The organism is Pseudomonas sp. MWU13-2105, assembly GCF_023242315.1.
Lineage (GTDB): Bacteria > Pseudomonadota > Gammaproteobacteria > Pseudomonadales > Pseudomonadaceae > Aquipseudomonas.
In genome coordinates this window covers 162,504-187,257 of the sequence record NZ_JALLIY010000004.1, presented here as the reverse complement: position 1 = coordinate 187,257, position 24,754 = coordinate 162,504, and the positions used below count along the sequence as shown (strand labels likewise).

Below are 24,754 nucleotides of genomic sequence, written 5' to 3'. Positions count from 1 at the left end.
TCTCAAATCGAGACCGCAAAACCGCCGACCGACGCCTGGATATCGATCTCGCAACGAACGACCTCCCGCCTCAACAGCAACAGGGATCGGCCCTTCGAGTTTCTCAGGGTAATCCGCGAGCCCTGCCCGAGCACCGCCATCACCGGGTGCTGCTCTCCGCTCTTGAACTGGATATGGGCAGGCAATTGCACGGTTCGTACTACCTGCTCCAGCGCACAGGGGGTGTGGCCATCGGTGCTGACCAGCCCCAGCTTGAAGGTGCTCTTGTCCTTGAACTTGACGACCTCCAGGGAAGAGCGCGACAAGTCCAACTCGGGAATGCTCGCGCGCGCGTCCTCCTGGCCGGACAGATCCAGGCTTACTTGAGGCAGCGCCTGGAACTCTCCCCCAGGGACGATCAGCTCGGTTCGACCGCCAAAGTTGGAGTCGAGGTCATTTGACGCCATCACACCGCTCTTGAACTGAAGGGTGTAGCTGGTCTCCGGGTGCAACCTGACCTGATATTTGTTACGGGCCTGTTCCTCCGGGGACTCCCCCGCTGCCCAGCCGAAAGGATTGACGTTGAGCAGCAGGTGCGGCGTTGCGCCGAATAAAAGAATCGTCGGGATGGGACCAAAATCCAACACTTCCAACCGCGTGTTCGGTGTGGAAGGCATCGTCACCAGCAGTTTTCGCTCTCGTCCCCGGCGCGCTTCCCGACGACGCAGGTACCAGCCCTTGTAAACCTGTCCGGCTTTCCCCCGGCCCTTGGCATCCGCCCAGGTTCTCAGATCATCCGGGCCAAATCCCGAAGGCGACAACGTATAACCCCTGGGTTCCCGACGAAAGCCGGCGTCTTGGTTGACCGTACCAATGTCCTTGAATGGGTTGGTCTGATCATGATCGTCGGCGTCATTGATCATCGGTGTCAGAAACAGATCGATGCCATCCTGATGCAAACCCGTGGCGAGATCACTCCCATCAAAGAGCTGATCCGCCACCCCGCGCATCTGCTGCTGGGTCAGGATCCCATCCAACGCCGTAGAGCCGAACATATTGCCGAAGAACAGGCCGACCTTTTCATTCCAACAGTAGTTGTCCAGCTGCGAGAGGCTCACGATCGAATTCAGGATGATATTGACGATAGCCAGCGCCGCCCCCACCAGAATGAGAACGACATTCACCCCGGGCACGCCAATCAGGACAAAGGCCGCCAGGTTCACGCCAAAGGCCGCTGCATCGATGACCGTCATGGTGATGTAGAGCGCCTGTTCTTCGGCGCTCTTGGCCAACTGGGCACCTTCGATGTTGCGATGGAGACTCACTGCGGTGAACAGCACATCCAGGGGCAGCAGCACCTTGTTCATCTTGAAGAAGAGCTGGTCCAATCGCGGTCGCCAGAGCGCCCGGGTAGCACTGGAGGCCAGACGCAAGGCCAGCACCGGTCCGATATCAGTGGTGAAATCAAAGACCCCTTTGACCACCGCCAGCGAATCACTGACGGTGAAGACCCCTGACCTGGCAGATGAAAAATCAAGATGGAAAGGCTGGGTTCGGAAATCCGCAAAAACCCCAAAAGCACCCAATAGTCGGCTGGAGCCAGTGGCGATACGGGCGGAGGTCTTCAAAACCAAAGACGAGAGTGTTTTCTTCTGGATGCCGGTTTTGACGCGACTCAGATTGTCCTGGGTCTCTTGCAGACGCTTCAGGGACTGCGAGTCGTTGAGAATGCCCCTCTTGCTTTTCAGATTGTTTTCCAGCTCTCCCAGGGCGGGAAGAATCCTTGCCTCCTCGCCCCCATCGAGCAGCACTCTCAGCTCCCATGTCGACGCGCCAAGCTGCTCGCAGCCCAAGAGGCCGCGATACAAGGGCGCGCTGAGTATTACCCTCAGCCCGGTCCAGTCATGCTTGGGTTTTTGAACTTTGCTGAACGTATCCTCTGGCACACTGACTTCAGAAAACAGGTGAATTTTATCCACCTCGATCCCCGTCATCTCCCGATACTCCTGCTTGGTCGCGACAAACAGGATCTCCGCCAGCTGCTGGTTATAATAGGAGACCCAGGCGTAATTGTCCGGCTGCACGTCAAACACTGGCGACTGGTGCGGGTTATAAAATGGAAAGTCCCGAAACTCCCTGTACACGACACCCAGATGGGCCCTGAACCCCTTGAGGATCGACTGTCGTTTATAGTGGTATCGCGGATCCAGCGGATCAAGAAGAAACTTGATCCGATTTTCTCGTTTCAGATCATCCAAAGCCTGCTTGTATATTTGACTGTTGAGCTCGGCGGCATCATCACTGGTCCGACTGGGCGCCAGAGCGCGATATCGATTTTTCACCGCCGCATAATATTCATGCAACAAACGCATCGTTTCAAATGTATTAACCCGTAAAAAGGCGGTGGCGCCTCCCGGCTTGATCGAGGCGCTCTCATAAAACAGACGCTCTATCGCCGCAACGTGTTGCTCCCTGTCCAGCGGGCCAAAGGGCGGTGACGGTATTTCAAGAATAGCGTTTGCCTCAACCCTTCTCCTTTTTTTCTCCTCCCTCAGGCCTTGCTCATAAACTTTATAATCCACCGTCCTGCGCTTTGTTGCCTCATCCAGTGCCTCCTCCGAGACCATCCCACCTTGAAAGGCTTCACCGACCAGGCTGTCGATGGAGAATACACGAGTCTCTTTTAAAAACTCCTGAACATAGGCTTCATTGAAATCCAAGCCCCCGGCCCGAGATAAAAAACCGGAAAACTCGCTAGCGCGCATGACGTTCATGATATTCAGCACAACCCCAGGAAAGGGGGCCATTGTATGGATTGCGTCCACAACGGAGAACGGAATCAAATCCAGCCCGGGGTTGTACGCCAAGGCCGTATGAGGACTGCAAACAACGGTTATATTAGGCACCCAGTTCCTTTCAACACCGTCGCCACCCAAAACCTTGAAGCGCCCGTCCTCCAGGCATTGTTCCAAAAACAGAACGGCCACATACTCCGCCATGGCCTTGGGGAAATGGCAGGCCGTGAAATTAATGCACTTCAGCTCCTTGAACCTGGCCGCAGCCCTCCCAAACGTACTTGAAAAATTACTGTATATCCAACTGGCAATTCTCTCAGGATTAGAGACACCACCCAGGCCAAAAATATCCGCGTGAGCGACAACATGGAGGGTTCCATCAAAAGGGATTTCGCTAGCGCCCGGACTGATGTAATCAATCGGCAACAGGTCAATGAATGTCGGCTGAGCCCTGCCCCAGAGCGCATTGACTGCCGGTGATTGCAGCCTATGGTAGTGACTGATCGTGTAGACCCCAAAGCCCTGCTCGCGGGTAATGCGCCGGTCCAGATTGTCTTTTCTGAAGCGCACAAAATCCCCATCCAGATTATCGAGGTAACGTTGAACACTTTCTGGATCACCGGACCCTAGCCTATGAGGATCCAGTATATCGGCAATGAAGGGATAAACGGCGCTATCAAGCCGCCACCTGTAACTACTGACATCCGCCGCGATCATGGTTTGCAGTGCAATAGAAAACCTGGTCAGGTCCGCGGAGTTTTTCAGCCCAGCTTTACTTTTATAAGAAAAATACAAGCCGATAACATCCATGGAAACGGGATCTTCATAAGTAGCCAACGCCCTATACAACTTGACACTGGCAATGTCTTCGCCAATCAGCAGAGTCAGTGAGTTTTTGGCCGTGCGCTTCACCCGCGCAGAAGGCCGGGCAAGGCTATCCGGCAAGTTGACACCTTGCGACATCCTCCATTGTTTCTGGACGACCCCCAGGTAATAAAGCGCAATCACACCTTTCAAAAAATTCAGCTCTTGCCTTTTTTGAAAAACCTGCTCCCCTTGCACGTCGACCAGCGCGACAAACTCTTCGAGCAAGGCCAGGCTGATCAACGCCCGTGCAGCGTCACCTTTGCTCTTCAACAAACCTGACTGAAGATCTGAATAGGTTGCCCTCAAGGTTTCACTCATGTCTCTCCAGAGTAGAAAGGACGAGAGGTCTTTCGTAAAATCAAAGCTCCATTGATCTCGGAAACAAGGGTAAATAATCCGATCTTTCTCGCCCCCTTGAGTATAAATTTCACCCAGCGTGTACGTGCGTGCGCCCTGTGTTGCTCCAATCACCCGACCATCCAGATGAATCTCAGGAGCAACGATAGCGTACGACTTCAAGAGCTTTATAATCGCTTCAAGATAACCAAGGTTGTCCCTGCTCAGCCCCGCACCCGATATTTCGTATTGATTCAAACTATAATCAAAGGTCAACATTGGCATATGCCCCCCCCTAAGCCTTCAGAGACTTTTTATACTGAACGATCAGAGGATTGAGCGAGCCAGAGAAACCGAGATGGGCCAATGTCTTCACATTATAATCCTGGTCCAGCTTGTCACCGCCCGTGACAAGCCCCCCACGCTGCCATAATGCGGTATTCCAGAGCCCCAGGTTTTTGACCGTAATCATCGGCCCTTCCATCCCGAATGCCCCCACGCCGAGCTCCAGAATGACCTCATCGAGATACCCGGGCGCCTGATCGGCAGCCTGGGGAGCGGTATAGGTCAGGGTTGCTACCAAGGGCCCGGAAAGGTCACTCCCGGAGCGCGCGAAAAACACATTGAATGCTTTCCGATCATCACTCAGGGACAGCAGCAGGAAGCCGGGAAAATGCTTCAAGTCAGTGGCCCCCTGGTCATGACCTTGGGTATCTTGGAAGACGACTTTTTCCTCATAACTCAGCTCGGCGCCTGCTGCGTCAGCATTCATGCGCCTTAATACTTGAACCCTGAAGACGACGGCACTCTTCGACGTCGAGGCCTTGAAGCGAAGCATGCCAATAGTGTCCCGGCGCTCGTAGAGCAGTTTTTTATCTTCGTTCAGTTTGAGCTGAAGACGGCGAATCGTATCTTTTATCTGGCTCTCGACTTCGAAATTCGACACCCCCAACTGCTTCATGAAATTCGGAAGCCTGTGGGTCAACACGCCGGCTTTGATGATCTCCGCGAGGCTGCCGTCTTTATAAGAGGGAGACAGGACAAACGGCTTGGCCGGGTCGAAAGTCTCTATATCCTCTAGAAAACGCTTGAAATTCAACCAATGCTTACGCCGTGACAGAACGGGTTCTGATTTACCCCATACGTCAATCTGTGCACTGACAGTGGTGATGTTGAATAAGCGGGATTCATCCAGTAGAACATTCAATATCAAGCTGGCGGAGGCCCCCTGCCCCACGCTGGGACGCAAGGTAAGCGAACATTTGTTTTTGAAGGCATCAAAACAAAGTCCTTGAGTGGCCGTTATTTCAAAATCAGCAGTGTCGACCGTATGAAACAGCCCGTTATCAAGTACATCCCATCTGTTCTTTTCAAATGGATAGTACGCCGACAACCGCTGCAGAGGCAGTTGCCGGTAGCCGAAGCCCTTCAGGAGCTGTTTTTTTTCATCCAGAAAATCCCTGAAATTCCCTTTGCCCTCCGGTTGAGCGTTCCCTCGCCAGGCCGCCACTCGTTCCAGTTTCAAGGAGTGCCGGCCATTTTTCACGGCCAAGGGTATTGTATTGAACTGGAACTCGGTAAAGGCTGAGAAAAAGCTCTTAAAGTCCTCGCCAAAGTCACCCAGGATAAAAGGTGCCTCCCCGGCCTTTTGCGTATTCCAGACCTTGACTGTCGAAACACCGCCTTGGGTTTCCAGCTTAACGATGCAAGGGTCCGCATGGGAAAACATCAGCGGCTCAGTCTTCCCCGAGACAGTGCGGGTCGCCACCTTTAGCGCACTTTTAGCCCGTCGACTCGCCAATGAAACATTTCCGTGTTCATCCTCCTCCCATATCCTGAGCATGAGGTACAACTGATCATTCAGACAGACCAGGGTAAAACCACGGCCTTCTCGATAAGCAAACACACGCTCATCGGCTGCGCCCTCGCGCTGCCCATCGCTATAATGGTCCTGCCTCTCCTCGCCCATCCAGATGTTCGGTTTAGCCACAAGACTGGCAGAGTCGACAGCACGCCCCTGCCAGACCGCGTTGACACTGGCAAACTCAAAGCTGAACGCATAGTCCTTTTCACCATAAAAAGGGCTGACCACCTTGTAGCGGTCCTCGTTCATCTCCAACGGTTTGATTTGCGCAGACATCCGTGTCCCTCCTTATTCCTTTTCGACCACGTCATATGAGCCGACCTGATCTTTCAGAAAGGCCTTTACCTGCCCCTCCTGGACGACGCGATCAGCCAATTGGGTAAAGCCTTGTTGGAGCAGCGGTTCTGGAAGAACCGACTGAAGCCTATAAGCCTCTTCGCGATCATTCAGTTCCATCCATCTCAGGGACTGAATTAACTGATCGGCGCTGAACGTGCCTTCTGCGAGCGCGAGGCTGACACGGCCTTGTCTGGTCTTGTCCCAGGCGACCAGCCCTTTCAAACAAATCGTCAGTAGGTAGGCTTCACGCTCCAGAAAAAAGAACAGGTCATCCTCCTGGATTTGCGCCGCGGTAAAACTGACACCCGGCGCGAAAATGAAATTGACCGCGTCTTTTTTGGTGGACAGGAAAATAACTTTGTTACCGCCCAATTGGCTGGAGATTTCGATGGTATTGCGGTATCCATTGGCAATCACATTGTCGGTACCGCCCTGGTCAAGATAGAAAAAATTCTCGGGTAGATTGCCGATCAGTTGGGTTTCATTTTTACCGCCGTGAAGGTAGGCAACCTCGCCACGGGCGATAAGAATATCCTGCCCCTCCTCAGTGGGATAAACCGCTGTATTGGCCTTACCCAGGATACTGTTGCGCAACACGTACTCGGTCTTGCCACTCCACTGACGAAGTACGGTTTTTTCACCCAACACCTCGCGACTCAGATCCACTTGCCGGCGCCATTGAATCTTGCCATCGCCCGGCGACACCTCCAGGGTGTAAAGGCGCCCTTTTATCTCGATTTCCAAAAATTCGCTGATCGGCTCTTTCAGAAAGTTGACCAGGGTCAGCGAACCTTCCTTGATCGCCGCCTGACTGTCCTCCAGCCAGGCCAGGACCGCCGAGTCCCGGGTCGTCGCCAGCTCCTTTTTGGGATCGACAAACATGGCCCACTCCAGAAGGACACTGCCCCAGCGCTCATGCTCCGGCCCCGGCACCTGGATGACGATGTTTTCCAGTTCGACGCCGATGAGTTTCAGACGAGAAGGTGCCAGTCCCCGCTGAAAATCGTCTTCCGCAGCGAAATCGAAAGTGGTGTGGGAGTCCCACATCAGATAAAGCGTGTTGGGCGAACCGCGACCTTGAACCTTACTACGGCCCTGCCCCACATACAGGGTGTTGGAGAACTGCGGGTCCAGTTCATATTCATGATTGCCTTTCAAACAAGGGATATAGCTATAGGGATTGAATTTCCCTTCGATCGCCAGGAAATATGGCGCGTCATAGACACCGCCTTCAAACTCCCTCTCGGCGCGGTACGAATAAGGCGAAGGGGTTGCCGAAAGCGCTTCTTTTTTCATCCAGATGCAAAACACCAGGATATCGACGCCGCGCCACCAGCCGACCTCATCTTCTATCTGGGATTTTTCCAACCATTTCGTACCGAACAGCTTTCTCCCGACCTTGGAATAGCCATGGATGGAAACATTTTTTCCGACTGTCTCGGGAAAACCTCGGACCATGAAGACATCTCGTGCCATTCGTTCAAAAGAGAACGGAATGGCCGTATAGGCCAACGTATGCTCAGCAAGAAAATCTTCCAGCTGGGCATCGGCTATCGCCGGGGCGATGTCCAGGCCCTCGTAGGGAAGATCCAGTTCCGTTACAAGCTTCTCGAATGTCAGCTTCTGGTTGTAATAAAAATCAACCTCGGAGATAAATAGCTGATCAACAGTGACGAAAGGCAAGAGTGAGGAAAGGTCAACTCGGTAATAGGAAACCGAGCCGTTCTCTTTCAAGGGATCTTTAAGATCTATTTCAAAAAAATAGGCTTGCCCTTGAGTCTCCAAATTGAATAACCGGCGCGAGTTCAGATCCTCGGCAACCGCCCTGAAATGGCAGCGCCCAATGTATTTTTCCGTTGCCAATACCTGATAGTTTGCATCGAGCATTTCATACGCAACATTAACCATCGTCGACGAGGGCGGCGTCTCAAAATAGGTCAGGCCTTTCGCCCGCAAAAAAGACTTCTTGTCCAGGTAGACCAGCGGAGCGAGTGAGGTCACATCAATCAGGAGTTCACGCCGGTTTTTTTCCAGGGCACTCGTGAGATCAATCCGCTGACGGCTGTTGTATGTCACTTCCGTCACGGAATCATAAAAAACCCTGAACCGCGGGAAGGGAATATTCAGGTACTTGAATACTTCCTTGCCATCCAGCGGGAATTTCAGGTAGAGAAAATCAAGGGTATGGGCTTTATTGATGGCCTTCATGTCGACAAGCTGATGACTCGACGCCGTGACCTTGACCTGCAAAAAATCATTTTTTTCGTCCTCGAATGCTTCGATTCGAGCGCCACTGCGCGTCGTGACGCGATAGGAAAACTGCACGGAGCTCAAATTGAAGGCCGATGTCGAAACACTCGGCCGAAGCACGAAGCCTGTGGATTTGGCCTTTTTTATCTCGGCAAGGCTCAGATATCCCGATGTCGGCAACGTCGGCTGTCCGTCATAGCGCGTCAGCTTGATCTCATAATTGACCAGCGTATCCGGCGGATAGCGCTCGAGATCCGCTTCCCTTTCTGCATTGAACAGCAACGTAGTCGTGTCATAAGGGCGACTGGCGGCACTCCCTAAAAAAACCGCTTCGTTGTTTCCCGGAACCCGCAGCTCAGGCAAATCCATTTCCAGCACATTATACAAGCGCCCCCCATAATAGAGATCGGGGTCCAGGGTAATGGTTTGATTCTGCAAAATGATCTTCAGTTCCCGTTCGATGTTCTTTCTCAACATCAACTCATCGCCGTTAACCTCGGCGACAAAATAATTTCCCTCCAAAGACACTTGCAGCTTGGACTGGCTACGGTCCTCCACTTTGAATGATTGCTTGTTAACAGCGCTCACCCGAGGAACCAGCCGGGTACTAATGTCATGATAGCGAAGTGAGGTATCCGTTAAAATCAGCTCGACCTTATCCAGTTTGGAGTCCGCCGCCGCACCATGCCCTGTAATTTTTACTACTTTCCTGTCACTCATCACTTATATTCCCTTAAAGTGTTTTAACGCTGTGCAAAACACCAGGCGTGCCGCTAAATGGAAACCGCAAAACCGCTGACTGACGCCTGGAGATCAATCTCGCAATGACTGACCTCCCGTCTTAACAGCAACAGGGACCTTCCCTTCTTGTTTCTCAGGGTGATCCGTGAGTTTTCCCCGACCACCGCCATCACCGGGTGCTGCTCTCCGCTCTTGAACTGGATATGGGCGGGCAGTTGCACGGTTCGTACTACCTGCTCCAGCGCACAGGCGATGTGGCCGGCGGTGCTGAGCAGATCCAGCTTGAAGGTACTCTTGTCCTTGAACTTGACGACCTCCAGGGAAGAGCGCGACAAGTCCAACTCGGGAATGCTCGCGCGCGCGTCCTCCTGGCCGGACAGATCCAGGCTCACTTGAGGAAGGGTCTCGAAGGCGCCCTCAGGGACGATCAGCTCGGTTCGACTGCCAAAATTGGAGTCGAGGTCATTTGACGCCATCACATTGGTCTTGAACTGCAAGGTGTAGCTGGTTCCGGGGTGCAATCTGACCTGGTATTTGTTGCGGGCCTGTTCCTCCGGGGATTCCCCTGCTGTCCAGCCGAAAGGATTGACGTTGAGCAGCAGGTGCGGCGTTGCGCCGAATAAAAGAATCGTCGGGACGGGACCAAAATCCAACACTTCCAACCGTGTGTTCGGTGTGGAAGGCATCGTCACCAGCAGTTTTCGCTCTCGTCCCCGGCGCGCTTCCCGACGACGCAGGTACCAGCCCTTGTAAACCTGTCCGGCTTTCCCCCGGCCCTTGGCATCCGCCCAGGTTTTCAGATCATCCGGGCCAAATCCCGAAGGCGATAACGTGTAACCCCTCGGCTCCTGGCGAAAGCTGGAGCCCTGGCTGACCGTACCGATATCCTTGAGAGGGTTGGTTTGATCATGATCGTCAGCGTCATTGATCATCGGTGTCAGAAACAGATCGATGCCAGCGCCCTGCAAACCCGTGATGATGGTCCCGTTCATATCCCCCCCGTCAAAGAGCTGATCCGCCACCCCGCGCATCTGCTGCTGGGTCTGGATCCCTTCCAACGTCGAAGAGCCGAACATATTGCCGAAGAACAGGTCGACCTTTTCATTCCAGCGGTAGTTGTCCAGCTGCGAGAGGCTCACGATCGAATTCAGGATGATATTGACGATAGCCAGCGCCGCCCCCACCAGAATGAGAACGACATTCACCCCGGGCACGCCAATCAGGACAAAGGCCGCCAGGTTCACGCCGAAGGCCGCTGCGTCGATGACCGTCATGGTGATATAGAGCGCCTGTTCTTCGGCGCTCTTGGCCAACTGGGCACCTTCGATGTTGCGATAGAGACTCACTGCGGTGAACAGCACATCCAGGGGCAGCAGCACCTTGTTCATCTTGAAGAAGAGTTGGTCCAACCGCGGCCGCCAGAGCGCCCGGGTAGCACTGGAGGACAGACGCAGGGCCAGTACCGGCCCGATATCAGTGGTGAAATCAAAAACCCCTTTGACCACCGCCAGCGAATCACTGACCGTGAAGACCCCTGACTTGGCCGACGAAAAATCGAGGTGAAAGGGCCGGGTGCGAAAGTCGGCAAAAACCCCGAACGCCCCCAGCAATCGACTGGAGCCGGTGGCTACGCGCGCGCTGCTTTTCAGGACACTGGGCGAGAGTTTGTTTTTCTGGATACGGCTTTTGACGCGGCCGAGCTGTTCCTGGGTTTCTTGCAGGTTTCTCAGGGACCGCGAGTCATCGAGCAGCGTCTTCTTGCGCTTCAGGTTGCCCTCCAACTGACTCAGGGCTGGCAGGATCTTCGTTTCGTCCCCCCCCACGAGCAATGTCCTCAGCTCTCGCGTTGACACGCCGAGCTGTTCGCTACCCCAGAGACTCTGCCGCAGGGCTGCATCCACAGTCATCATGTCCGACTGAGGGCTGGCCACTTGAAAGGATTGGAACTCACTCGGAGCAAACTGTATATAAGGATAATTCTTGAAAAACTCACGGGCGGCGAAATCGATATTGATTCCGGTCATCGCCCGATACTCCTGTTTATCGAGCAGGAAAAATTTATTGTAGGCCGCCGCATAGCCAGCTTCACTATTAGGCGTCGGCGAACCACACAACCTGAAAATGATGTCCGATATATATCTTATCTTTCCAGCGCCGTAGGGATCATAAGGATCAATCAGAAACTTGACTTTCGTTTCGTTATAAAGCCGATACCCCGCCAGTGAATCGTTGCTATCTCTTGCCGACTTCAACGCTGCCAGAAAATCTATCACTTTTCGAGCGGTTTCGATCTCACCGACGGGCAACAGCCTTGATGCCTCGGCGATGGAGGCAATGCCCACCAGTTTCTGAATATCTCCATCGCTCTCGGAGAACTTATCACTGATCAGTCGAGCACACTCATCAAGCCCTACTTTACGGATATCGATCTCAGCTTGTGCAATATTTCTGACAAGGTCGAATGTCGTTTTTTCAATATAATAAAAATCCTTGGCACTGGTAGAAACCTGTCTGACCGCTAAAACATGGGTGCGCCTCAAATAATCGATAAACGAAAGATTGTTCGGCTCAGGAAAAGCACGGGACCAATCAAAATTCTCCTTGATCGCTACTTGAATCCCCGAAGAATGATCAATGAGATGCCTGAAGGCCTTGAGAACATGCCCAGGAAAAACAAGATGTTGCTCTTGCCATATGCTCGAACGAGGATGGCCAAGCAGCAGCTGCGAAGTCAATACCAGAGACGTCCTGGGACTGGAAACAATGAGTACATTGGGAATCCTATCCTGTTCAAAATGAAATAACGCCCGCTCCAGAAGAAGACAGGTGATATGCGTGGCCAGCACCTGAGGGATATGACAAGATTGAAAATTGATAACTTTCAATTTTCTGAACCCCGTTGCGGTATAGGTATCGAGTATATTTTTATACAGCCATTCCGCGACCTTCTGCGGATGCCCTGACACACGCCTTTCTATATCACGGCCATGCCCGATAATGTTGACGACCCCGTCAAAAGACACGCCTTGCGCCGCGGCAGCAGAGTATTTTATGAGCAATTCATTATTACTGATCGAATAATCCGCCCCCAACTCCAGATAGTAGCGACCGCCAGGCCTGAGGATGCGCCCCAGCTCTCGCTTTCTAAACAGTTCAAGCTCCCCATGGATGCTGACAAACATCCCTCGCCAGGCAGCGGAACCTTCGGCGGGTAGAGAGAGAAGGACTTGTCTCAGGCTGCGCGTTCTCAACGCATTGAGTTGATGGAACCCGGCAAAGAGAGAAGGCGGCATTGACCAGAGATTGATGGAAGACAAGAAATTGGAAAATTCCTGCCTTGTGTTGATAACCCCTTTCCATTGCCTATGGTATTTCGAAAGCAACTGCATGCTGGCAACGGAGTCGGGACTTTGCGCCGCAATCACCTGATAAAATTTGACATCGGCAACATCGTCACCCACCAGAAGATTCAATGCGTGTTCGACGGCACGTTTGCGACGACTTTTTGCGCCAGACTTCATGAGGTTCGCCAGACTCACCCCATGGAAGGTTCTCATCTTCGCCTGTGCGACACCCAACTGATAAAGACAGATCAGGCCATTGAGAAAATCCAACTCTTCTTTTTTCACCCTGAAGCGCTCGCCCTCCAGGTGGGTCATGGCGATGAAGTCCAGGGTCAATACCAAGTTGACCCGATGCGCTTCAGCAGAACTTTCCTTCACCAAGTCCGACTTGAGCTGCACATAGGAAGCCGCCAACGCCTCATTCATGTCTTTCCAGAGTGAGAAGGAGGTTATATCGCGAACGAAATCGAATACAAACTCATCTCGAAAGCACGGATAAATAATACGTTGTTCACCCGCACCCTGCGTATAAACCTGGCCCAAGGTATAAACCTTCCCACCTTGGCTGGCACGCATCTCCGTACCCTCCAGATAAAGCCCGGAAAAAGAAATATCACACTTCTTTAACGTACGCGCGATTTCTTCCAGACAGGCCAGACTGTCTTTACCTGACCCATCACCCAACAGTTCATATTGATTCGCGGCGTGATCGAACAGTAGCTTACTCATAGGTCAAACCTGCCCTGCACAATGACGCGCAAAGGGCGGCTTTCAGGGCAAAGCGACTCAGACATCGTAATATCCTTATTACTACTCTTGAGTCACAAGGCTACTCGCTGTCCTTTTCAAAAGAAAAACGCAATTTATAGATCAGAGCCCGTTCGAACAGATCAACAATAAGGTCGCAAAAAAATAGTTATATACGCCCCTTAATTTTCATCGTTATAAACAAACTTCGGCATTTCCCAATGGAAGCGAATTGCCAACAGGCGTAGCAGGAAGCCACCGAACAGCGTGATCAAGATGGCTTGCTCGTGGGGCAGCTGCCAATAGGTGCAACCGAGAAAACACCAGGCGGCCGCGAAGGAGACGCTGGCATAGAGTTCGCGCCGGAAAACCAATGGAATATCGTTGCAGAAGATATCGCGCAAGACCCCGCCAAACACCCCGGTGATCACCCCGCTGACCGAAGCCACCATCAGGCCCTGGCCCATTTCCAGCGCGGTCATGCAGCCGATCAGGGTAAAGGCCACCAGGCCCAGGGCATCGAGCACCAGGAAGAGTGAGCGCAAGTGGCGCATCAACGGTGCGATAAACACCGTCACCAGCGCCGCGACCGAAGTCAGCACCAGGTATTCCGGGTGCTTGACCCAGGTCAGCGGGTAATGCCCCAGCAGCACGTCACGCACCGAACCGCCGCCGAGGGCGGTGACGCAGGCGATCAGCACCACGCCGAACCAGTCCATGCCGCGCCGTCCGGCCGAAAGGGCACCGGTCATGGCTTCAGCGGTAATGGCAACGAGGTAGAGCATCAGTAGCATGATGGCGATCCGGGCACGGGCAGAAGAAGGCCCGCAGTCTACTGTCTTGCACCGCGCACCAAAAGAGCGCGGGCAAGCCCTGATGCCGTTCAGTTAAGCCCGAACACGATCCCTGTGGGAGCAGAGCCTGCTCGCGAAGAGGCCCTTGAGGCCGCTAAAAGCTTCGCGGCGGCGCGGCGATCCGACAAGCTCCGCGCCCACACACAACAAGACCCGCCAAACGATCAGAACTTGATGAAGTGCTTGCGGTAGTGCTGCAACTCGGCAATCGACTCGCGAATATCGTCCAGCGCCAGGTGCGTGCTGCCCTTCTGGAAGCTGTCACGCACTTCCGGTGCCCAGCGTGCGGCCAACTCCTTCAAGGTCGACACGTCCAGGTTGCGGTAGTGGAAATAGTTTTCCAGCGCTTTCATATGACGGGCAAGAAAACGCCGGTCCTGGCAGATGCTGTTGCCACAGATCGGCGACTTGCCCTTGGGCACCCATTGCTCCAGGAAGGCGATGGTCTGCGCCTCGGCCTCGGCCATGTCGATGCGGCTGTCGCGCACGCGCTGGGTCAGCCCCGAGCCGCCATGCTGGCGGGTGTTCCACTCATCCATGCCGGCGAGAATTTCATCGCTGTGATGGATCGCGATCACCGGGCCTTCCGCCAGGGTGTTGAGGTCGCTGTCGGTGACGATAGTCGCCATTTCGATGATGACGTCGGTGTCCGGGTTCAGGCCGGTCATCTCCAGGTCGATCCAGATCAGGTTCTGTGGGTTTTGCATGGGTTGGCTCCTCGGCATAGCCGCACAGTTTAGCGCAGGCCGCGCTTGCCGGGCGTGCTAAACTCGCCACCGCTTGACCCTCCCCGCCGATTCAACGACACGGAACACCCATGGCCAAACGCCAGCTCAACCGCCGCCAGAACTGGCGCATCGAAAAGATCCAGGGCGAACGCGCCGCGCGCGCCGCGAAACGCGAGTCCCAGGCCGTGGAAGCGCTTGAAGGCGGTGACCTGGGGGCCGAACAGACGGGCCTGGTGATCGCGCACTTCGGCGTGCAGGTCGAAGTCGAGGCGCTGGAGGGTGAGCTAAAGGGACAGGTGTTCCGCTGCCACCTGCGGGCCAACCTGCCGGCGCTGGTGACCGGCGACCGGGTGGTCTGGCGTGCCGGCAACCAGGGCATCGGGGTGATCGTCGCGCAACTGCCGCGCAGCACCGAACTGAAGCGCCCGGACAGCCGTGGCCAGCTCAAGCCGGTGGCCGCCAACGTCGACATGATCGTGATCGTCTTCGCCCCGCTGCCCGAGCCCCATGCCAACCTGATCGACCGCTACCTGGTCGCCGCCGAACACGCCGGCATCCGCCCGTTGCTGCTGCTGAACAAGTTCGACCTGATCGACGAGCAGAACGCCCCGGCGCTGAATGCGTTGCTGGCAGTCTACCGGCAGTTGGGCTATCCGCTGCTGGAAGTCTCGGCCCACCACGGCAACGGCATGGAACAGTTGCAACAACAGCTGGACGGGCACATCAGCGTGTTCGTCGGCCAGTCCGGAGTCGGCAAGTCCTCGCTGGTCAACAGCCTGCTGCCCGAGGTGGACACCCGCGTCGGCCCGCTCTCCGAGCTGTCCGGCCAGGGTACCCACACCACCACCACCGCGCGGCTGTTCCACTTCCCCGGCGGCGGTGAGCTGATCGACTCCCCGGGGATTCGCGAGTTCGGCCTGGGCCACGTGAGCCGCGCCGATGTCGAAGCCGGCTTTATCGAGTTCAACGACCTGATCGGCACCTGCCGCTTCCGCGATTGCAAACATGACCGCGAGCCCGGCTGTGCCCTGCTCAAGGCCCTGGAAGATGGCCGTGTGCAACAACAGCGGATGAACAGCTACCGCTCGATCATCGCCAGCCTGCCGCAAGACAGCTACTGAAGCGCCCGACCGGGAGATAGAAACAACAAGGCCGCGATCATCGCGGCCTTGTTGTCTGGCTTATGAGCCCGTCTTGGGCTTGCCCGGCTCGTCCATCTTCAGCACCCCGTCCTCGAAGATGTTCAGGCGTTGCCGCACCTCATGGGCCGGCAATGGCTGCTTGTCGGCCGGCAGCGCGTTCGGGTCCGCCGGCACCTCGCCCGGCGCACCTTGCCCTCCGGTCGGCGCCGGCTTGGCCTCATCCCCGCCCTGTTCGCCTTCGATGGCCTTCTGCGCCTTCTTGGTCAACACCACGATATCGATGCGGCGGTTGACCGGATTGAACGGATCGGCCTTGTCGAACAGCGACGACGAGGCGTAACCCACCACCCGCGCCACCTGTGAGTCCGGATAGCTGCCGGCTACCAGGGCCCGCCGGGCCGCGTTGGCGCGGTTGGCCGACAGTTCCCAGTTGCTGAAGCCACCGGTGCCGGCGTACTGCTTGGCATCGGTGTGACCACTGACACTGATCTTGTTCGGCACCGCCTTGATGGTGTCGGCCATGGCCAGCAGGATGTCTTCGAAGTAAGGCTTCAGGCGCGCACTGCCGGAGTCGAACATCGGCCGGTTTTCCGCGTCCATGATCTGGATACGCAGGCCATCCGGGGTGATCTCGAACTTGATCTGGTCCTTGAACTTCTGCAGTTCCGGGCTCTCGTCGACCTTTTTATGCAGCTCTTGCATCAGCAGTTCCAGGCGCTCTTTCTCCACCTGCTCGGCCATGCTCTCGACCTGATCGGTGTCGACCGTGACCTTGTCCGGCTGCGGCTGGGATTTGACTTCCGGGCTGAGGGTCTTGTCCGGTGCCAGCACCGGCGAACCACCCAGGTCGATGATGTAGGGCGTACCGCTCTCGGAGAAGCCGATCGGGTCCTTGAAATAACCGGCGATGGCGATCTTCTGTTCCGGGGTCGCGGTGGACAGCAACCACAACACCAGGAAGAACGCCATCATCGCCGTCGCGAAGTCGGCGAAGGCGATTTTCCAGGCGCCGCCGTGATGCCCGCCGGCAAAGCGCTTGACGCGCTTGATTATGATCGGCTGATTGTTTTCCATGACTCAGCGACCGCGAACCGCTTGTTCCAGCTCGGCGAAGCTGGGACGGTGCTTCGGATACAGGACCTTGCGCCCGAACTCCACCGCCAGCGAAGGCGGCATGCCGGAAGCCGAGGCCACCAGGGAAGCCTTGATCGCTTCGTAGGTGTTCAGCTCTTCCTTGGCATCGTGGGTCAGGGAAGTCGCCAACGGACCGAAGAAACCGTAGGCGGCGAGAATACCGAAGAAGGTCCCGACCAACGCTGCACCTACGTGCAGGCCGATGGATTTCTGGTCGCCTTCACCGAGGGAGGCCATGGTCACCACGATCCCCAGTACCGCCGCGACGATACCGAAGCCGGGCATGGCATCGGCGACGCCGGTCACGGCATGGGCCGGATGCTCCAGCTCTTCCTTCATGGAAAACAGCTCCATGTCGAACAGCCCTTCCAGTTCATGGGGGGCCATGTTGCCGGAGGACATGATCCGCAGGTAGTCACAGATGTACGCCGTCATGCGCTCATCCTTGAGCACGGCCGGGTACTTGGCGAAGATCGGGCTGGCGGCGGCGTCTTCGATATCACCCTCGATCGCCATCATGCCTTCGCGGCGGCTCTTGTTGAGGATCTCGTAGATCAGCCCCAGTACCTCGAGGTAGAAGGTGTGGGTAAAACGCGAACTGAACATGCCCAAGGACTTCTTGACCACGTGCATCGTCATGTAGCCCGGGTTGGCCTGCAGGAACGCACCGAAGGCCGCACCGCCGATGATCATCACCTCGAAAGGCTGGATCAACGCGGCAATCTTGCCATGGGAAAGCACGTACCCGCCGAGCACGCTCGCGAATACGACAATGATGCCGATAATTTTAGCCATAGGTAGAGAGCACTTACTGAGTCGGGTTCAAGGTCATATTCGGAAGTTAATAAATCTCTTCTTCTACTTATCGGCAAAACTGCGCCAGACTATAGCCAGTTCAGGCGAAAAGCCAGAAAACCGGCCATGCGCCACCTTGTACGGCCGATTGCGCAGCGCCTGCCCAGCCCTTTACGGGCCTGTTAACAGTGATGGTGATCGCGTCCGAATATGGCTAATGAAACGACTGTCCCCACGCCAAGACCCAACACGCTGCAGGGCTGGATCAAGCTGCTGCAAGCCGTGCGCTTGCCCGTCCCCCAGGACAGTCACGACCGTGTCTGCCGTGCCATCCGTGACAGTCGCAGTTCACTGCGCGATATCGCCGAACTGATGCAGGACAGCCCGGCCCTGGCGCTGAGCGTGATCTGCGAAGCCAACCAGCACACCCATGGCAGCATGACCGAACCGGCGGAAAACCTTGAGGTGGCGATCAATCGCCTGGGGTTGAAGCGCACCGAGGAACTGCTGGCGCGCCTGCCGGCCAAGGCACCGGAAGAGATTCCCGTCGCCTTGCGCCAGCTCCAGCTGATCAGCCAGCACGCCAGCCAGCAGGCCAATGGCCTGTTCGCCGCGCGCCTGGCACGCCTCTGGCAGGACATCCATTGGGGCAGCCTGCTGTTTCTCTCACCGCTCTGGCCGCTGGCCCTGACCCACCCGAACCTGCTCGAGGACTGGGAATTGCGGGTGATTCACAAGAGGGAGTCGGCCGCCGCCGTCGAGCAGGAACTGTTCGGCGTGCGCCTGCTCGACCTGTGCCAGGCAATGGCGGATATCTGGCGCCTGCCGAACTGGGTCACCCAGGGCTATCATCTGCTGAAAACCGAATTGCGTACCCTGGCCAGGGCGCTGCACATCGCCCGTGACAGTGAGCACCGCCTGCACCAGCAACAGAGACTCGACGCCGATCCAGAGCTACGCCGCTGGCTGAACCAGCCCGCCAATACGGTGCTGCTGGCCAACGGCCTGGCCCTCTCGGCGCAACAGGCCTGGGACAGCCCGCACCACCTGCGCTGGCAATACCTGACCAGCCTGTACCTGCAACAGCCCATGGACGAGTTGCAGCAGCAACTGCACCAGCAGGCGGCGCAGAGCGCCAACCAGCACAGCATGCCGGATCTCTGGCACCCGGCCGAAGCCCTGATCTGGCGCGGCAGTATGCGCCGGGTCCACAGCGGCCTGCTCCCGGCGGCGGATCCCTCCCCCGAGGCCCTGGCGCTCTGGCGCAAACACTGTGCCGAGCTGCTCGCCGAGCCCAGCCGGTTCACCAACGCCATGCACCTGACCGGGGTCGCCCGTGACGCACTGAGCACCTGTGGCCTGCGCCGGGTGATGATCCTGATGGCCGACCGGACCCAGAGCACCTTGCGGGTGCACCAGATCGCCGGACTGGCGAAGGAGTCGGCGGGCCTGGTCCTGCAAGTCAGCTCGAGCCCGGTCCTGCAACGGTTGCTCAGCCAGCCGGCGCAGATCCGCCTGACCCCGGCCAACAATGCGCAATTCTCGGCCCTGCTGCCCGGCAACCTGCGGGCACAGTTCCGCGGCGAACACCTGCTGCTACGCTCCCTGAGCAACAATGGCCGGGTGGTCATGCTGGTACTGGCCGACCAGGGCGGCGGGCCCTTTTCGGAAAAGACCGTGCAGGCCTTCGGCAAAACCGCACAGTGCATCGAGAAGGCACTGCATGCCTTTACCAACCGTGGCACCTGACGCTGCGTTACAATCCTCCCTTTTTTGCGCCCTGGAGACCTCACATGCCTGACTTCTCTGGCTTGCCGCTGGTGATCGAGCCCGGCGACCTGCTGCCTCGCCTCGATACACCCGAACTGATCCTCGTGGACCTGACCAGCAGTGCCCGCTACGCCAGCGGACATATTCCCGGCGCACGCTTCGTCGATCCCAAGCGCACCCAACTGGGCCAGCCGCCGGCACCCGGCCTGCTGCCGCCGAAAGAACTGCTCGAAGCGCTGTTCGGCGAACTGGGGCATAACCCGAACGCGGTCTACGTGGTCTATGACGATGAAGGTGGCGGCTGGGCCGGACGTTTCATCTGGCTGCTGGACGTGATCGGCCACGCCCGTTACCACTATCTGGACGGCGGCCTGCACGCCTGGCTGGGCGAAGGCCTGCCTGTCGACAGCGACACCCCGGCCGCCGTCGGTGGCCCCGTGGCCCTGACCCTGCACGATGAACCCACCGCCACCCGCGCCTACCTGCAAAGCCGCCTCGGCGCCGCCGACCTGGCGATCTGGGACGCCCGCGGGCCGTTGGAGTACAGCGGCGAGAAAGTCCTCGCGGCCAAGGGCGGACACATCCCCGGCGCGGTGAACTTCGAATGGACTGCCGGCATGGACAAGCAGCGCCAGTTGCGCATCCGCCACGACATGCCACAGATCCTCGCCGAACTGGGCATCACCCCGGACAAGGAAGTGATCACCCACTGCCAGACCCATCATCGTTCTGGCTTTACCTATCTGGTCGCCAAGGCGCTCGGTTACCCGCGCGTCAAAGGTTATGCCGGCTCCTGGGGCGAATGGGGCAACCACCCCGACACCCCCGTAGAGATTTGAGATTTTCCAAGGATCATTGATGAAAAAGCGTTTGTTCATCCTCAGCCAGTACCTGCTGCCCCATCACCTGCTGTCGCGCCTGGCCGGCTGCATCGCCGAATGCCGCGTGCGCTGGTTCAAGAACGCCTTTACCGCCTGGTTCGCCAAGCGCTACCAGGTGGACATGTCCCAGGCGCTGGTCGAGGACCTGACCGCCTATGAGCACTTCAATGCGTTCTTCACCCGCGCCTTGAAAGACGGCGCGCGGCCGCTGGATGAGACCCCCGGGGCGATCCTCTGCCCGGCGGACGGCGCGGTCAGCCAGCTCGGTCCGATCGAACACGGCCGGGTGTTCCAGGCCAAGGGTCACAGCTACAGCGTCCTGGAGCTGCTCGGTGGCGACGCGGCCGCCGCCGCACCGTTCATGGGCGGCGACTTCGCCACCATCTACCTGTCGCCCAAGGACTACCACCGGGTGCATATGCCCCTGGCCGGCACCCTGCGGGAAATGGTCTATGTGCCAGGGCGGATCTTCTCGGTCAACCAGACCACCGCGGAAAACGTCCCGGAGCTGTTCGCCCGCAACGAGCGCGTGGTCTGCCTGTTCGACACCGAGCGCGGACCAATGGCCGTGGTCCTGGTCGGCGCGATGATCGTCGCCTCGATCGAAACCGTCTGGGCCGGCTTGGTCACACCGCCCAAGCGCGAACTGAAAACCGTGCGCTACGACGAAACCGCCCGCCAGCCCATTCATCTGGAAAAAGGCGCGGAACTGGGGCGTTTCAAACTGGGCTCCACCGCCATCGTGCTGTTCGGGCCACAGCAGGTACAATGGATTGAAGGGCTGGTCGCGGGCACGCCCGTGCGCATGGGCCAAGGCCTCGGCGCTCCCACCCAGGCTTGATGCACATCGGCTGTTGCGGACGCGCGGATTATTCGCGGGCCCGCAAGACCGGGACAGGGACAACGGGCCAGCGTCGGATTGGACCGGCAAGGCTGCAGCTGTCCCGCAACCCTGCTAGAGTCAAGGCATTATTTTGCCATCGTTTTTTGTCATCCTGGCCCGTCGTCGGCCCAGGTTGTTTCGCTGCCGGAGCTGGACCGCTACATGAGCAATCCGAGTCCCCATCTGTTGTTGCGCGCACCGACGCCCACGCAGTTGAGCCTGTCTTTCTGCGATGCGACACCGCGCGACCTGAAGCGCTGGATCGCTGGCCTGCCGAAAGCCAATCTCGGGGAAACCGCTCGCCTGCTGTATCAGGGCCTGGGCGAACTCAACCTGTTGCTGACCCCCAGCGAGAACCGCCTGCAACTGCTGGAACTGCTGCGCCCCGAGGTGTACTACGTCTGCAAGCACCTGGAACGGCACTTTCTCAACCAGTCCATCGTCCTCGATGAACGCCCGAGAAAAGTCGCCAACCTCTGCCAGGCCCTGCAAAACCACCTGGCCATCGGCTACAAGCAGATCGCCATGCGCGTGGCCTCAAAGGGTGGCAAGGACCGTACCCTGCTGACCACCGCCATCCAACGGGCCCTGCACTGCCTCAACGGCCCGCTGGTGCGTGCCAGCCAGCTCTACTGCCCGGTGCCGGAAGGTCTCTGGTTCGAGGTGCACCAGCTCTATCAAGTGGCCCTCGTCCATCAGGTACACAGCACGCCGGTGTTCGACGAGCAGGCCAGCCAGGCGCTACCGCTGAGCATCGAGAACACCTACGTTGTCGCCTTGCTGCTGGGATGCGCGCGCAGCAACCAGATGCGCCAGAACAACATTGCCCGACTCGCCGAAGTCCTCGAACCCTGGAGTGTCCAGGTCCGGCTGCAAAGCGCCGAGCAGGCGTCCAGCCTGTTCGCCGTGGCACCCGGCAGCGATACCCCGCCGCGCTATACGTCCTTGTTCAGCGCCGAACAATTGCCGGGCCTGATCGGGATCGACACCCTGGCCCTGGTCGAAAGCATCAAGCAATACCTCGAACTGCCCGCCGACCTGCGCAGCCAGTCGCGCCTGCAGGTCCCCAGCGGCTTGAGCCTCGACGTCCTGCAGCACCTCAGCGCCGCCTGGGGCGAAGCCGCCGAACGCACCTTCCAGCGGACCCCGGGCCAGGGCAACCTGACCTTGTGTGTCGGTATGAGCGCACTGCACTTCTACCTGGGCGGCCAGCGCTCCTTCAGCGATATCCTCAAGATCCCCTCGGCCAGCAAGGCGGCGCAATTCGCGGCGCTGTTGTCCAGCAGCGCCGAGAAGGATGCCTGGAGCCATGCCTTCGACGCCCAGCGCGCGGGCAGCGCCGACACGCTGCTGCCCTACGAAGAAATCCAGTATCAAACCAGCGATGTCGACAGCAGTCAGGCTGCCTTCAATAGCGTCGAGGACTTCCCCACCCATGCTCTGCTGATCATCAATCACAGCCCCGGCGGTTACTGCCTGGCCTGGCCCAAGGAGGTACCGGCACAGTTGCAGGCCGGCGAGATGGTCGGGGTCCAGGATCCGTCAAGCCAGGGCTGGAGCGTCGCCGTGGTGCGCTGGATACGCCAGGTACGCAGTGGCGGCACGCAGATGGGCATCGAACTGATCGCCCCGCATGCCCAGCCTTGCGGCCTGCAACTGGTACGCGGTGGCGACGGCAATAGTCAGTACCTGCGGGCCCTGCTGCTGCCGGAAATCAGCGCCATCGGCGTACCCGCCACGCTGCTGGCGCCGCGCCTGCCGTTCCAGGAAGGGCACAAGGTGATCATCAACAGCAACGGTGAGGAGCGCCGCGCCGGACTGAGCAAGCGCCTGAGCAGCACCGGCAGTTTCAACCAGTTCGAGTACCGCCTGCTCGAACAGCCGGTAATGCCCAAGACCGATCCAAGTGCTGGCGGCCTGGGCGTGGCCGAGGATGATTTCGGCTCGCTGTGGAAGATACTCTAACCAGGCCACTATCTTGTTGGAGCAGAGCCTGCTTCATTGCCAGTCAAGGCCGACACGATCCTTGAGCCTGGCTTCAGCGCGTCCCGTCGTGGTCACGCACCCCCAGCAGATACAGCACCCCATCCAGGCCCAGGGTCGAAATCGCCTGCTTGGCCGAATGCCTGACCAAAGGCTTGGCCCGGAACGCCACACCCAGACCGGCAATCGCCAGCATCGGCAGGTCGTTGGCGCCGTCGCCGACCGCAATGGTCTGCTCCAGGCTCAGGCCTTCCTTCGTCGCCAGCTCACGCAACAGATCGGCCTTGCGCTGGGCGTCGACAATCGGCTCGATGGCCACGCCCGTGCATTTGCCATCCACCACTTCCAGTTCGTTGGCGAAGACGTAATCGATGCCCAACTTCACCTGCAATTGCCTGGCGAAATAGGTGAAGCCGCCCGACAGGATCGCTGTCTTGTAACCCAGGCGTTTCAACTCGGCGAACAGCAATTCGGCACCTTCGGTCAGGCGCAGTGAGGCGCCGATGGCGTCCAGCACACTGACGTCCAGGCCCCTGAGCAATGCCAGGCGCTCCTTGAAACTGGCGCGGAAATCCAGCTCGCCAGCCATGGCCCGCTCGGTGATGGCCGAGACCAGCTCGCCGACGCCGGCCGCCTTGGCCAGTTCGTCGATCACTTCGGCCTCGATCAGGGTCGAGTCCATATCGAACACCGCCAGGCGCCGGTGACGCCGGTACAGCGAATCTTCCTGGAGGGCGATATCGGCATTCAGTTCCTGGGCCGCGTTGAGGAACTCGCGACGCAAGGCCTGCGGATCCGTGAGTTCGCCGTGCAAGGAGAGTTCGAAGCAGCTCTTGCCCAGGCCCGACGGCACGTCAGACGCTGCGTGCGCCGACAGACGGTCGATCCGCTCGACCTCCAGGCCGTGGCGCGCGGTGATCGACGTCACCCGCTGCAACTGCTCGGCGTTTACCTGGCGGCTCATCAGGGTCACGACATGACGCTTGCGCGTGGCGCTCGCCATCCAGTCCCGGTGCTCGGCCTCGGAAACCGCGGTGAAGCGCACCTGTTGCGCCTGCCCCGGGGCACTGGCTTCAATGTCCTTGCGGGCCGCCGAGGACTGCTCGGCATCGGTGAATTCGACCAGGATGCCGAACGCCAGGCTGCCATGGATAACCGCCTGGCGGATATCGAGAATGTTCACAGCAGCTTGTGCCAGCACGCCAGTCATGGCCGCGGTCAGACCCGGACGGTCCTCTCCGGTGATGCTGATCAGGACGATTTCGCGCAAAGCGCACCCCCGCTCGTTAAAAAAAACGCATTCTACCCACTTTCACTGACCA

The 24,754-nt window shown here is 57.8% G+C and carries 14 protein-coding genes; 5 read left to right on the top strand and 9 right to left on the bottom strand.

The features are described from left to right. Positions 1-2: 2 nt before the first annotated feature. From M5B96_RS07285 to orn, 6 genes are all read right to left on the bottom strand, one after another. Complete coding sequence (locus tag M5B96_RS07285) at positions 3-4,262, bottom strand: hypothetical protein (protein ID WP_248796032.1); 4,260 nt, start codon at positions 4,260-4,262, stop codon at positions 3-5. 10 nt (positions 4,263-4,272) lie between these two features. Continuing rightward, complete coding sequence (locus M5B96_RS07280; RefSeq protein ID WP_248796031.1) at positions 4,273-6,117, bottom strand: hypothetical protein; 1,845 nt, start codon at positions 6,115-6,117, stop codon at positions 4,273-4,275. 12 nt (positions 6,118-6,129) lie between these two features. After that, on the bottom strand, positions 6,130-9,150 hold the full coding sequence (locus M5B96_RS07275; protein ID WP_248796030.1) for a hypothetical protein: 3,021 nt from the start codon (positions 9,148-9,150) through the stop codon (positions 6,130-6,132). Between the two features lie 53 nt (positions 9,151-9,203). After that, complete coding sequence (locus tag M5B96_RS07270) at positions 9,204-13,244, bottom strand: hypothetical protein (RefSeq protein WP_248796029.1); 4,041 nt, start codon at positions 13,242-13,244, stop codon at positions 9,204-9,206. A gap of 200 nt (positions 13,245-13,444) precedes the next feature. Next, on the bottom strand, positions 13,445-14,059 hold the full coding sequence (locus M5B96_RS07265; RefSeq protein ID WP_248796178.1) for a trimeric intracellular cation channel family protein: 615 nt from the start codon (positions 14,057-14,059) through the stop codon (positions 13,445-13,447). 221 nt (positions 14,060-14,280) lie between these two features. Further along, positions 14,281-14,823, bottom strand: a complete 543-nt coding sequence (orn, locus tag M5B96_RS07260) for an oligoribonuclease (RefSeq protein WP_248796028.1) — start codon at positions 14,821-14,823, stop codon at positions 14,281-14,283. Between the two features lie 110 nt (positions 14,824-14,933). Between orn and rsgA the strand changes: the two genes are divergently transcribed. Continuing rightward, positions 14,934-15,965, top strand: a complete 1,032-nt coding sequence (gene rsgA / locus M5B96_RS07255; RefSeq protein WP_248796027.1) for a small ribosomal subunit biogenesis GTPase RsgA — start codon at positions 14,934-14,936, stop codon at positions 15,963-15,965. Between the two features lie 60 nt (positions 15,966-16,025). Here the strand turns inward: rsgA and motB are convergent, their stop codons facing one another. Together motB and motA are read right to left on the bottom strand one after the other, a co-directional pair. Further along, positions 16,026-17,060: a flagellar motor protein MotB gene (motB, locus tag M5B96_RS07250; protein ID WP_248796026.1), complete on the bottom strand. Its 1,035-nt coding sequence runs from the start codon at positions 17,058-17,060 to the stop codon at positions 16,026-16,028. Between the two features lie 3 nt (positions 17,061-17,063). Further along, complete coding sequence (motA, locus tag M5B96_RS07245) at positions 17,064-17,915, bottom strand: flagellar motor stator protein MotA (RefSeq protein ID WP_248796025.1); 852 nt, start codon at positions 17,913-17,915, stop codon at positions 17,064-17,066. A 210-nt stretch (positions 17,916-18,125) separates the two neighbouring features. Between motA and M5B96_RS07240 the strand changes: the two genes are divergently transcribed. The 4 genes from M5B96_RS07240 (at position 18,126) to M5B96_RS07225 (ending at position 23,414) form a co-directional block, all read left to right on the top strand. After that, the gene (locus tag M5B96_RS07240) at positions 18,126-19,664 is read left to right on the top strand and encodes an HDOD domain-containing protein (RefSeq protein ID WP_248796024.1); all 1,539 of its coding nucleotides are present in this window, start codon (positions 18,126-18,128) and stop codon (positions 19,662-19,664) included. A gap of 44 nt (positions 19,665-19,708) precedes the next feature. Then, positions 19,709-20,524: a rhodanese-like domain-containing protein gene (locus M5B96_RS07235; RefSeq protein WP_248796023.1), complete on the top strand. Its 816-nt coding sequence runs from the start codon at positions 19,709-19,711 to the stop codon at positions 20,522-20,524. A gap of 19 nt (positions 20,525-20,543) precedes the next feature. Beyond that, positions 20,544-21,407: an archaetidylserine decarboxylase gene (gene asd, locus M5B96_RS07230; RefSeq protein WP_248796022.1), complete on the top strand. Its 864-nt coding sequence runs from the start codon at positions 20,544-20,546 to the stop codon at positions 21,405-21,407. Positions 21,408-21,611: 204 nt separating this feature from the next. Further along, entirely contained in the window at positions 21,612-23,414 is a 1,803-nt protein-coding gene (locus M5B96_RS07225; protein WP_248796021.1) for a molecular chaperone, read from the top strand. A gap of 73 nt (positions 23,415-23,487) precedes the next feature. Here M5B96_RS07225 and serB read toward each other — a convergent pair whose 3' ends face one another. Beyond that, on the bottom strand, positions 23,488-24,702 hold the full coding sequence (gene serB, locus M5B96_RS07220; protein WP_248796020.1) for a phosphoserine phosphatase SerB: 1,215 nt from the start codon (positions 24,700-24,702) through the stop codon (positions 23,488-23,490). Positions 24,703-24,754: the final 52 nt, after the last annotated feature.

Excerpts from the sequence above, each read along its gene's own strand:
- M5B96_RS07285 (WP_248796032.1), bottom strand. The coding sequence starts at position 4,262 with ATGCCAATGTTGACCTTTGATTATAGTTTGAATCAATACGAAATATCG.
- M5B96_RS07280 (WP_248796031.1), bottom strand. The coding sequence starts at position 6,117 with ATGTCTGCGCAAATCAAACCGTTGGAGATGAACGAGGACCGCTACAAG.
- M5B96_RS07275 (WP_248796030.1), bottom strand. The coding sequence starts at position 9,150 with ATGAGTGACAGGAAAGTAGTAAAAATTACAGGGCATGGTGCGGCGGCG.
- M5B96_RS07270 (WP_248796029.1), bottom strand. The coding sequence starts at position 13,244 with ATGAGTAAGCTACTGTTCGATCACGCCGCGAATCAATATGAACTGTTG.
- orn (WP_248796028.1), bottom strand. The coding sequence starts at position 14,823 with ATGCAAAACCCACAGAACCTGATCTGGATCGACCTGGAGATGACCGGC.
- rsgA (WP_248796027.1), top strand. The coding sequence starts at position 14,934 with ATGGCCAAACGCCAGCTCAACCGCCGCCAGAACTGGCGCATCGAAAAG.
- motB (WP_248796026.1), bottom strand. The coding sequence starts at position 17,060 with ATGGAAAACAATCAGCCGATCATAATCAAGCGCGTCAAGCGCTTTGCC.
- motA (WP_248796025.1), bottom strand. The coding sequence starts at position 17,915 with ATGGCTAAAATTATCGGCATCATTGTCGTATTCGCGAGCGTGCTCGGC.
- M5B96_RS07240 (WP_248796024.1), top strand. The coding sequence starts at position 18,126 with ATGGCTAATGAAACGACTGTCCCCACGCCAAGACCCAACACGCTGCAG.
- M5B96_RS07235 (WP_248796023.1), top strand. The coding sequence starts at position 19,709 with ATGCCTGACTTCTCTGGCTTGCCGCTGGTGATCGAGCCCGGCGACCTG.
- asd (WP_248796022.1), top strand. The coding sequence starts at position 20,544 with ATGAAAAAGCGTTTGTTCATCCTCAGCCAGTACCTGCTGCCCCATCAC.
- M5B96_RS07225 (WP_248796021.1), top strand. The coding sequence starts at position 21,612 with ATGAGCAATCCGAGTCCCCATCTGTTGTTGCGCGCACCGACGCCCACG.